This window comes from Paenibacillus sp. FSL R5-0810 (genome assembly GCF_038002285.1).
GTDB lineage: Bacteria > Bacillota > Bacilli > Paenibacillales > Paenibacillaceae > Paenibacillus_AQ > Paenibacillus_AQ lactis.
The window spans coordinates 3,253,688-3,265,081 of record NZ_JBBOCF010000001.1 but is presented as its reverse complement, the minus strand read 5'-3'; the positions used below and the strand labels follow the sequence as shown (position 1 = coordinate 3,265,081).

The window sequence follows — 11,394 nt, the reverse complement described above, 5'->3', positions numbered from 1 at the left end:
GACGAAATATAAAGTAACGAATACGTTACGCGGATCCTTTTGATAACGTATCCAAGATTTAATACTATGATTGTGGTAGGTGAACAGCAAAATGTCAGGAGTAGAACAGCATGAACAGAAGCCGAAGAAAGATAAGAAACCCGGAGGGAAGCAGAAGAACGGGGATAAGACCAAGAAGAGCCCTTCGGTTTCACAAGGAATACATAATGCCAAGTCCATGTTTTCTTCCATGGGGGCAGCCGTAGCGCGGATGCCGGTCAATCCATCGAAATCCGTCGGGATCCGGCTGTTTTTGATCTTTTTTGCGGCCATCGTCTTCTTCGTTATCGTATTAGGCTGGTTGTCCTATGACAAGGCGAGAAGCACGATTGAGAAGAATGCGGCGAATGCCAACCAGCAGACCATCATTCAGACCTCGGAGAAGATCGACATCATCCTGGAGAAGTATGAGAGCGCAGGCCGGTCGATATTCTACGATGTTGAACTGCAGAAGCTGCTTGATGAAGTATCGGGCACGAATCTGAGCGATTATGATCGATTTACGATGGAGCGGGAAATCCGGGACAAGCTTTCCAATCAGATCAATTCGGATTCTTCGATCCGGGCGATGTATTTGATTCCAGCCCAAGGGGAGCGGATTTTCTCGGCAGGACAATCCTCGAAGGCATCGCAGACCGTCTTTGAGCAGGCATGGTACAAGGAGCTTATCGAGGGGACCAAGAAGGTCGTATGGCTGCCGTCGGCGGAGGACAGCGGAGCGCCGTACTTTACGGTGGCACGGGCATTAAGCTCCATGAACAACCTGAACTCCAAATATGTCGTGATGTTCGAGCTGAATTCGTCCATCCTCAATCAGCAATTGGAGGGCATCGATCTCGGAGACAACGGGGAGCTTCAGCTCGTAAGCCCGGACGGGACGGTTGTATCGTCCGCGAAGCCTGATCAGGTTGCCGCTCCGACCGAGTGGACCTTTACGAAGGAGCTTTCTGAGGAGTCGAAGACGGACAGTCTGAGAACTCAGGATGCGAACGGAAGAGAAGTTCTTGCGGTTTACAATACGCTGGGCATCAATGATTGGAGATTGATTGGCGCCGTACAGACCGGCGAATTGACGAAGGATGCCAACAGCATCTTGATGATTACGCTGATTGTCGCTGTTGTTGACGTGATCGTGGCGATCCTGATCGGATTATGGATGGTGCGGATGATCGCCCGTCCGCTGGGCAAGCTCAACCTTCTGATGAAGGAAGGGGCGAAGGGCAACTTGAACGTCCGCACCGATCATAAGAGCCAGGATGAGATCGGTCAGCTGTCCGCGAGCTTCAACGATATGATGGAGCAGATTACTTCGCTCGTACAGCAGACGAACAACACGGCTCAGGATGTATTGAAGACCGCTGCGGAGCTTAGCGATGCTTCCAAGAAGACGGCTCTTTCCGCGAAGGAGATCGCCATCGCCACGGAAGAAATCGCGAACGGAGCCAGCAGCTTGGCTGTGGAAGCGGAACGGGGCAGCGATCTGACGAACAATATTTCGAAGCAGATGGAAATCGTCGTGAATGCCAATGAGGAGATGGGCAAATCGGCCCGTCATGTTGAAAGCGCGAGTGAGCTCGGCACGAAGCATTTAAGCGACTTGCTTGATAAGACTCATCAGACCGAGAATATGACACGCTCCATGATGCATAAGGTGGATGGGCTCAAGGAGACGACTTCTTCGGTAGCTAAAGTGTTGGATGTATTGCAGAATATTACGAAGCAGACTAATATCCTGTCGTTGAATGCTACGATTGAAGCTGCCAGAGCCGGTGCCGCCGGACGCGGATTCATGGTCGTAGCCGATGAAATCAGGCAGCTTGCGGACCAGTCCAGACAATCGATCGACATGGTAAGTCAGATCACGGACCGCATCATGGCTGAAATGAACGAGACGGTCCAAGTGCTGCTTGATGCCAATCCGCTGTTCAAGGGCCAGATCGATGCCGTCAAGGAAACGAACGATATCTTCGTATCGGTCCAGCAGCAAATGGTCGAGTTTATCGAACGGCTGGATTCGGTCACGTATTCCATTGACGAGCTGAATCAATCCCAAAGCGTGCTGTCGGAAGCGATGACGAATGTGAGCGCCGTGGCCGAGGAATCCTCTGCAACATCGGAGGAGGTTGCTTCCCTCTCTACGGAGCAGCAGAGCGTCAGCAATCAGCTGGTGAATCTATCCACCAAGCTTGAAAATGTATCCAATGAGCTTAAAGAGACGCTATCGCGTTTTAGGCTGTAATCCGAAAAAACAGGGGCCCGCAGGTCGAAGCGACCGGGGCTCCTGTTTTTTCGCTCTGTATCCCGCTCGGTATCTCGCGTTTTCGCTCCGTATCCCGTTCGGTATCTCGCGTTTTCGATCCGTATCTCGCTCTGATTCGCTCCGAGTCGAAAGCAACCTATGCCCTTCATTCCGGCAGCAACCAAGGTTATGAAGCGATAGGACGGGCTTTAAGAAGAAAGCCATTAATTTAGGCGATTTGGTCAATACTAAGGGCTCACGCGAATCCTAAGTCTGTAAGCATGGTGGGTTGTTTCCCGATGCAAATGGAAATAATGGACATCAACGATTCGCGTGGAGGTAGAGAATTGATGAGGCTGGTCCGTAACCGAAGAATAAAATACGGATGGATCATATTGACCGTGCTCCTGATGATCGTGACGGTTCGCCTGGCATGGGTCCAGCTGGTGATGAAGCATCAGCGGGTGCCGGGGAGCCGGCATACGATGGTGGAAGCATCGCTTATTCAGCGCGAGCGAGGGATCGTGCTCGATTCCGGGCGAGGCCATTTTACCGACAGGCATGGACAAGCCCTGACAGGCGGACTCACATGGGCAGCTGTCTTGTTCCCTGTAACGGAGAAGGAGCTAAACGATTCAAAAACCCAGATCGATCGCCTTGCCAAGATCCTGCGAACGGATGCGAAGCATTTGAAGCAAGTGTGGGGGAAACAGAGGGAGCCCCAGCTGTGGCATGGAAAAAATGCTGCCATTCCGCTTACCTTGTCCAAGGATCAGATCCGGCAAATTCAGGAGCTCCATCTGCCCAAGGTCAAAATTCTTCCTTACGAGCAGCGATATGGAAACCGGCAGTCGGGCATGCAGTGGCTGGGATTCGTGTCGGGCCAGCGAAAAGAAAGCCTGTTTTATCAAGATGAACCGGAGATTACGGGGACCAGCGGATTGGAAAAAACATTGGATGCGCTGATCCGGGGCGATGGTTCAACGATTGTGTATTATCCCGTTAATAGCGGCAATGAAGTCATACAGGATCTGAAACCGATGGTCAAGGCGCCCAGCAATCCCTATTATCCGTTGCGCGTCGTCACCACCGTGGACGCTAAGATCCAGCAAGGGATCGAGCAATTGACCGAGACCGCAGGCATGAAGGAGGGGGCCGTCGTTGTTTTGGACACCCGTAACGCGGATATCGTAGCGATGGTTTCGAGGCCTTTTTACAATCCGGAGTCGATTCAGCCTGAAGACGGGGCCTGGGAAAATCGCGGGATCAAGGCGAAGGCACCCGGATCCATCTTCAAGCTGGTCACGGCTGCGGCGGTTCTCGAGCACGGCTTGAGCACAGAGGACGAGGTGTTTCACTGTGATGGGGAGTACGGGAAGTTCGGGCTGTCCTGCTGGAAGGAAGGGGGACATGGGACGATCGGACTGCGCGAAGGCTTCGCGGAATCGTGCAATGTCGTTTTTGCCGCACTTTCAGAGCGGTTGACGGCGTCCCAAATGCAGTCGGCGGCAGCGGCCCTTGGCTTTGGTCAAACCGTCGGCTGGGAGGCCAGAGATTTTCTGGGGCTCCCCACCTTGCGGCCGCTGGATCTTGAACAGAAAGGGACCGTCTTCTCAGACAAGGCCGATGCGGGTGATGCCGGTGTGCGGGTACAAACGGGGATCGGACAGCGGGATGCGGCGGTTACGCCGCTCCAGGCTGCGAATGCGGTTGTGACGCTGCTTCACGGCGGGGTGAAGACGAGGCCCCGCATTCTGAAGCAGATCCATTATGCCAACGGACAGCTGCTTAAGGAGGCAAGCCCGCTGGCAGAACTGCCGGCCAAGGGAGGGATTTCCCGAAGAACCTCATCCATTCTCCTGGAGTGGATGGAGAATGTTGTTCAGGATGGGACAGGCTCCTCCTTAAAAGACCGGAAATGGAAGCTGGCAGGCAAATCGGGAACCGCCCAGGTAACGATAAAGGGCCGTCCCCGAAATAACCAGTGGTTTATCGGGTACGGCCCTGTGGAGCAACCTCGTTATGCGATCGCTGTGCTGGTCGAGAATCGGAGTCCGAACAGCCGCAATCAGGCAACCGACATCTTCGGTCAGGTTGCAGACTTGCTCGCTTCGTTGGAGTCCGGATCCAAATCGGGATCTGGATCGTCATCGGAATCGTGAACTGAATCGGGATCCGAATCGGAAGGGGGATCCGTTTCGGGCTTGTCCGGCGATGGAGTAAATTCCCATGGGGAGACATCGAATTCTTCGCTTGGCAGATGAATCCATTGCTGCAGATAACCTTGCGCAATCAGCTCTTTAATAAGAATGAGCAGAATCGGCGCCAGGATCAGCCCTGCGACCCCGAATATCGACAGGGAGATCATCATGAAGGACAGCATGAGAAATGCCGACGACACGCCGATGGAATTGCCCGTGATCTTCGGCTCCAGCAGCTGGCGGGAGATGACGACCACGGCAAGAAGAACGATCAAGCCGACCGCAAGCCCCGTGTTGCCGACGATGAACAAATAGATAATCCATGGAATAAGAATGACGGGAACGCCAAGCAGCGGCAACACGTCAAACACGGCGCAAATCAATGCGATGGACAAGGAATTCCCCGTTCCCAGAATGAGCAACCCGATATATACGATCACAAACGTGATGCTCACCAGCTTCAATTGTGCCTTCAAATAGGAACCGATCGCTTTGAAGACGTTATTCTTCAGGAACAGGAATGCGGTTTTGAAGGTTTTCGGGGTTTTATCTTTGGCAATTTTGCGCCAGCTCCCGATTTCCGTGCTCAAGAAGAAGGCGAGAATAATCGCGACCCCGAAATTAGCGATAAAGGCGGAGAACGAACCCATGAAGCCGACGATATAATGTAGGAACGATTGGGCCGCCTCGGTCGCGATGTTGGTGATGTCCTCAAAATATCCGTTCAAACGAAGCGTAAGATCCGGCGGCAGCGCCTCCAGCTTATTCTGCAGGAACAATACCGTTTCCGAGAAATGGCGCTGAAGGGTCCTCGTGTAGTCCGGCAGATTATCTTGAAGGTGCAGGAATTGGGATACAATGATTGCTCCCGCTCCGAACAAGATCCCGAGGATGATCAGCAGGAAGAGCAGAACCGATATCGCTGCGGCAAAGGGCTTTGGAAGGCCCCTTCGGTGAAGAAATCTGGAGAACGGTTCAATAATCAGAAATACCAGAAAGGACAGGAACACAGGGGCGGCGATCTGGTAAAGCTTACTGAATATGAACATAATCAGGTACACGGTGAGTACGATTAAACCAATATCGAATGCGGTTCTCCAATATTTTTTGTACAAGGGAAGCATAGTAGAGTATCGGCTCCTTTAAACTATAATAATTGATACCATTGTACACGATTTAAGAAAAAAAAGCCTATTTCTCAATGTGCTATGCTAAAATAATATAGGGGAGTTACTTAGAAATAGAAATAAAAAGCGGGGAGTTAGCATGCAGACACTACTGCTATGGTTGTTTTATCTTTCATCGTTTTATGCATTTATTCCCGGCATCCTGACCCGGATATTCGGTTTCCGCGTATTCCGCCGAGGTTCGGGCACGAATGAATTTGCCTTGACCTTTGACGACGGTCCAGATCCGTTATATACGCCAAGACTGCTTGATTTATTGAAGCGGTATGATATGAAGGCAACCTTCTTTGTTGTCGGTTCCCATGCCGAGAAGCATCCGGAGGTTGTCAGACGGATTCACCGAGAAGGCCATCTGATCGGGATCCACAATTATGTCCATAAGAGCAACTGGCTGATGAGACCGGTCACGGTCCGCAAGCAGGTGAAGCGGACGGATGATATCATTTACGAGATAACCGGTGAACGTTCGACCTATTATCGGCCGCCTTGGGGAATTGTGAATCTGTTCGATTTTGCCAAGAATACGGGATGTCGGATCATATTGTGGTCCTCCATGTTCAGTGACTGGCGCAGCAAAATCGGTGCCGACCGGTTGACGGAGCGAATCCTGGCCAAGCTTCGCGGCGGGGAGGTCATGCTGCTGCACGATTGCGGCACAACCATGGGTGCCAATCCGGATGCGCCGGAGCAGATGCTCATCGCGCTGGAGCGGGTGCTGGAGGTCGCACAGCAGAAAGGAATGAGAAGTATCCGCGTGGACGAAATGATGGCCAAGGAAAGCAAGTCGAAGGTGAAGAAGGTGTCCCTCCTGAAGCGTATGCTCGTCTCTGTCTGGCTCTTGTGGGAAAAGGGATTTCACGCCCTGTTCTCGCTGGAAACCGTCACGCCTGACGATCCGATGCTTCATTTCCGCAAGCGTGCCTATACAGGCAAGCCGGTCGTGATGGAGGACGGCACCCGGTTGGATAAAGGAGATCAGGTGCTGGAGCTTCATTTTGACAATCGCAAGCTATACCAGATCGGCAGCCGCTCCCGTTCGGAGATGCAGCTGGCCATTCAGATGATCCGTGCGGTGCAGAAGGATTTGCCGACTCTGGCGAATATGGTGCTGGAACGGCCCGAATTTAAGGAAGTTCGCGGTCTGTACGGGGTCAGCATGATATCCCGCGGACCCGAGCAGTTCGGATTCCATGTGCTCGATCTTCCGTCCGGACTGTTTGCAAGCTCGACACGTCTGTACCTAAAGCTTCTGCTAAGCGTGATTCATCCGAAGGGCCAAGCAAGGCTGAAGGAAGGAAGCCAGGTCATGGAGCCGAAAATGCTGATGATGCCTGTGGAGGTACTGATTGAGCGCTACGCGGAAAAGCGGACGCCTTCGGTTAAGCCGCCGACCGAAGAGCCTCATGAGCTGGCGCAAGAGCAGGTTGTGGACTTAACGATAGCGGGTGCCACTGCATCGAGAATGTAATGGTAACAGATTCATATCAGGGTACGAACCTATGCAATAATGACAGATTCATTTCAGAATTATTTTTGAAAAAATAAAGGGTTACTCCTACAGACCGCTATGATCTGAGGGAGTAACCCTTTTGTTGTATTAGATTTTCATGACGCCGCCGGAGCTTGCGTTCGTAACCAGCTTGGAGTAGCGGGCCAGATAACCTGTTTTCACTTTAGGCTGGAACTCGACCCATTTGCTGCGGCGCTCAGCCATTTCTTCTTCGCTTACGCCGAGCAGCTGAATCGTCCGGTTGTTCAGATCAAGCTCGATGATATCCCCGTCCTCGACGAATGCGATCGGGCCGCCCTCAGCCGCTTCCGGTGAAATATGGCCGATGCTGATGCCGCGGGATGCGCCGGAGAAGCGTCCGTCCGTAATCAGGCCGACCTTCGCTCCAAGGCCCATACCGGCGATTTGGGAGGTAGGCGCAAGCATTTCCGGCATGCCCGGTCCGCCCTTCGGACCCTCGTAGCGAATCACGACGACGTGGCCTTCCTTGACTTTCCCGTTCGCAATGCCTTCAAGTGCCTCTTCCTGCGAGTTAAAGCAGATGGCAGGACCCTTGTGGTAGCCGCCAACCGATGGGTCGACTGCGCCTACTTTAATGATCGAGCCTTCCGGAGCAAGGTTGCCGTACAGCACGGCCAGGCCGCCGCGTTCGGAATAAGGACGGTCGATCGGATGGATGACGTCGGTGTCCTGAATTTCGCATCCGGCCACGTTCTCGGCAAGCGTCTTGCCGGTTACCGTAATGCAGTCCCCGTGAAGCGCGCCCGGCTTCTTCAGCAGCTCGTTCAGCACGGCGCTGACGCCGCCGGCCGTGTGCACGTCCTCGATGAAATAGTCCGAAGCCGGAGCCAGCTTGGAGATATGCGGCACGCGGTCAGCCACCTCGTTAATCCGCTCCAGCGGGTAATCCAGCCCAGCTTCATGCGCAAGGGCGAGCGTATGCAGAACGGTATTGGTCGAACCGCCCATCGCCATATCGAGCGCAAACGCATTGTCGATCGCTTCGATCGTTACGATGTCGCGCGGCTTCAAATCCATCTTCACGAGCTCCATCAGCTGCTTCGCCGATTGTCTTACGAACTCTTTCCGTTCCTCGGCAATGGCCAGAATCGTACCGTTCCCCGGGAGCGCCAGACCGAGAGCCTCGGCCAGACAGTTCATCGAGTTGGCGGTGAACATGCCGGAGCAGGAGCCGCAGGTAGGACAGCCGTACTGTTCGAGCTCGAGCAGCTCTTTATCGTCGATTTTGCCGACTTGGTGAGCGCCGACGCCTTCAAAGACGGAGGTCAGCGACAATCTGCGTCCCTTGCTGTCCACGCCAGCCTTCATCGGACCGCCGCTGACGAATACCGTCGGGATATTGACGCGCAGGGCGCCCATGAGCATTCCAGGCGTAATCTTGTCGCAGTTCGGGATACAGACCATGCCGTCAAACCAGTGTGCGGATACGACCGTTTCCAGGGAGTCCGCAATAATTTCGCGGCTTGGCAGGGAATAGCGCATTCCGATATGGCCCATTGCAATGCCGTCATCCACGCCGATCGTGTTGAATTCGAATGGAACACCGCCGGCTTCGCGGATGGCTTCCTTAACGATTTTGCCGAATTCCTGGAGATGCACGTGGCCTGGAACGATGTCGATATAAGAGTTGCACACCGCGATAAACGGTTTGCCGAAGTCTTCCTCTTTAACGCCTGCGGCACGCAGAAGGCTGCGGTGCGGTGCGCGGTCAAAGCCTTTTTTGATCATGTCTGAACGCATTTTTTTGGTTGTCATGATGTCTTGTTTCCCCCCAGATCTATTATGAATTGTTGCGCTTTAGCGCGGTCTTCCGGCAAAGCAGCCGGATACCTCTTAACACCGAAAATAGGTTTTAAATGAGTCTATCACAAAAAGGTAGGTTTTTCTACATGATATTAATAGGAAGCGATGGGGGGAGCGAGGGTCTGCGCGGCAAAAAAGAGCCTGCTCCCCAAATTGGGGAACAGGCCTCCCGGATTGCTTATTTATAGAGGTTGTTCAAATAGGTCGTTTCGTACTTATATTATTTTCGTCCGCCTTTGCGGCCGATCTCCTGATAAAACTCTCGGGAATGATTCCGGGAAGTAGCTTCGCCGCCCTTTTGCCCGATTTCCTGGTAAAACTCGCGGCTGTGGTTGCGTGACGTCGCCCGCCCGCCTTTTTTACCGATCTCCTGGTAAAATTCCCGGCTGTGATTTTTAGCCGTAGCTTCGCCGCCTAAACGGCCGGCTTCTTCTCTAGTCATCTTGCGGTTATTGTTCTGAGCCATCACCAATCCTCCTTATTTTGACATCATTGCTTTGCTGTATCTGTTACTTACCACGCCTCAATTGTCATGAATCACAATATTTGACTAAAGATTGGAAGTTTTTCGTTTGAACGGCACACTGGAAAATTCGGATGGATTTTAGCTTATATCCGCGTTCGATTCATGGTTTAATAATAGTAGAACTTGACGATCGGGGAGGGTCATCCATTGCCGAAACTGCAAATATCAGGAAAGGGACAATCGGTGCCTTTTGAAGGAATTCTGTTTGACAAAGACGGTACGCTGCTCCATTTCTTGACATTATGGGGAGGATGGGCGGAATATGTGCTGGACTCCATGGAGAAGCAGCTTGCGATGATGGGGGCCGGTTTTACTAGCCCCCGGGAGCAGGTGCTCGGGACGAAGCATGATGCGAAAGGGCAGATCTGCGGTTATGATGTTACCGGCCCGCTGGCCATGGGGACCGTGGAGGAAACGACGGGCATGCTCGCCTGGCAGCTATATGCCGCAGGCATGCCGTGGAACGAGGCGATTACTCAAGTCAAGCAAATGACGAAGAATGCCATGTATGAAATCCGCCGCCGCAAGCCGGCCTTTCCGATGACGGGTCTCGAGCAATTTTTGACGAAATGCACGCAGGCATCCGTGAAGCTGGCCGTCGTTACGTCGGACGACACCGCGGCCGCGATGGAGCATATCGAGTGGCTCGGCCTTAGCTCATTCTTTACGGCTATCATCGGCCGGGATCAGGTCCGAAACGGCAAACCTCATCCGGACATGGCGGAGATGGCGTGCAGGCTGCTCGGCATCAAGCCGGAGGAGGCGGTGGTCGTCGGAGACAGCAACGCGGATATGCAGATGGGCAAGCAGGCGGGGGCAGCCCTGGCAGTAGGCTTGTGCGACAATATCGAAGATGCGGCTCATTTGATAGATGCCGATGTTGTCATCTCCGATTATAATGAACTAGAGGTGTATAGATAGACGTGAGGATTTTGATAAAATCCAAAGAGCGGCTTTCAATCAGCAATTTATAGAGCGAAATGGTTTAGTTCGTCTCTAAATTGTACCCGGAGCGGCTGTAGTCAAATTTAGCAAAATCCTGAAACGACAGCACTTTTGGCTGTGTGGAGGTGTGAAGAGTGGAGAACAGGAAAAAGATCGAGCAATTGGCAACATGGATTGAGGCAAGCGATTATATTGTTTTTTTCGGAGGGGCCGGCACGTCTACCGAGAGCGGAATACCTGATTTCCGTTCGGCAGCCGGTCTGTATCAGAGCGAGCATCAGTCTCCGTACCCGCCGGAGGTGATGCTCAGTCACTCATTTTTCATGAAGCACCCGGAGGTGTTCTATGATTTCTACCGGAGCAAAATGCTGCATCCCCATGCGCAGCCGAACGGCTGTCATCGCCTGCTGTCGAGACTTGCGCGCGAGGGCAAGCTGAAAGCGGTCATTACGCAAAACATCGATGGTCTCCATCAGAGCGCCGGCTGCACTGACGTGCTGGAGCTCCATGGCTCGGTTCATCGCAATTATTGCATGGAATGCTCCCGGTTTTTCAGCCTTCAGGACATTTTGGACATCAAGGAGACCGTTCCGCGCTGCCCGGACTGCGGCGGGGTGATCAGACCGGACGTTGTATTATATGAGGAAGAGCTTGACCAGAAGATCCTCATGCGCTCGATTCAGGAAATCTCGACGGCGGATCTGTTGATCATCGGTGGCACTTCATTGACCGTACATCCTGCAGCCGGCCTGGTTTCCTACTTTCAGGGAAGCAAAGTAGCCCTTCTGAATGCGGATCCTACGCCGTATGATCATCGGGCGGGACTCCTGATCGCGGATCGCATCGGCGAGGTCATGACGGAGGTTGACAAGCTGATCCACACCAAGCTGTAATCGTTTTCTTGTCAACGGGCGGCAAAACAG

Annotated in this window: 8 protein-coding genes; 5 read left to right on the top strand and 3 right to left on the bottom strand. The window is 53.1% G+C overall.

The window, feature by feature from the left end:
• Positions 1-91: 91 nt before the first annotated feature.
• Together MKX76_RS14765 and MKX76_RS14760 are read left to right on the top strand one after the other, a co-directional pair.
• Positions 92-2,278, top strand: a complete 2,187-nt coding sequence (locus MKX76_RS14765) for a methyl-accepting chemotaxis protein (RefSeq protein WP_341034061.1) — start codon at positions 92-94, stop codon at positions 2,276-2,278.
• Between the two features lie 350 nt (positions 2,279-2,628).
• Positions 2,629-4,440: a peptidoglycan D,D-transpeptidase FtsI family protein gene (locus MKX76_RS14760; protein WP_341034060.1), complete on the top strand. Its 1,812-nt coding sequence runs from the start codon at positions 2,629-2,631 to the stop codon at positions 4,438-4,440.
• Here MKX76_RS14760 and MKX76_RS14755 read toward each other — a convergent pair.
• Entirely contained in the window at positions 4,368-5,603 is a 1,236-nt protein-coding gene (locus MKX76_RS14755; RefSeq protein WP_341034059.1) for an AI-2E family transporter, read from the bottom strand. The genes MKX76_RS14760 and MKX76_RS14755 overlap by 73 nt on opposite strands.
• Before the next feature lie 142 nt (positions 5,604-5,745).
• On the opposite strand from MKX76_RS14755, the gene MKX76_RS14750 reads away from it, so the two are divergent.
• Positions 5,746-7,134: a polysaccharide deacetylase family protein gene (locus MKX76_RS14750; protein ID WP_028405009.1), complete on the top strand. Its 1,389-nt coding sequence runs from the start codon at positions 5,746-5,748 to the stop codon at positions 7,132-7,134.
• 129 nt (positions 7,135-7,263) lie between these two features.
• Here the strand turns inward: MKX76_RS14750 and ilvD are convergent, their stop codons facing one another.
• Both ilvD and MKX76_RS14740 read right to left on the bottom strand, forming a co-directional pair.
• Positions 7,264-8,952 carry a dihydroxy-acid dehydratase gene (gene ilvD, locus MKX76_RS14745; protein WP_007129267.1) on the bottom strand — a complete coding sequence of 563 codons (1,689 nt, stop codon included), beginning with the start codon at positions 8,950-8,952 and terminating at the stop codon, positions 7,264-7,266.
• Positions 8,953-9,220: 268 nt separating this feature from the next.
• Entirely contained in the window at positions 9,221-9,466 is a 246-nt protein-coding gene (locus tag MKX76_RS14740) for a KGG domain-containing protein (RefSeq protein ID WP_007129268.1), read from the bottom strand.
• A 207-nt stretch (positions 9,467-9,673) separates the two neighbouring features.
• On the opposite strand from MKX76_RS14740, the gene MKX76_RS14735 reads away from it, so the two are divergent.
• Complete coding sequence (locus MKX76_RS14735) at positions 9,674-10,447, top strand: HAD family hydrolase (protein ID WP_028405010.1); 774 nt, start codon at positions 9,674-9,676, stop codon at positions 10,445-10,447.
• A gap of 158 nt (positions 10,448-10,605) precedes the next feature.
• Positions 10,606-11,364 (top strand): NAD-dependent protein deacylase, encoded by a 759-nt coding sequence (locus tag MKX76_RS14730; RefSeq protein WP_210095596.1) that lies wholly within the window; start codon positions 10,606-10,608, stop codon positions 11,362-11,364.
• Positions 11,365-11,394: the final 30 nt, after the last annotated feature.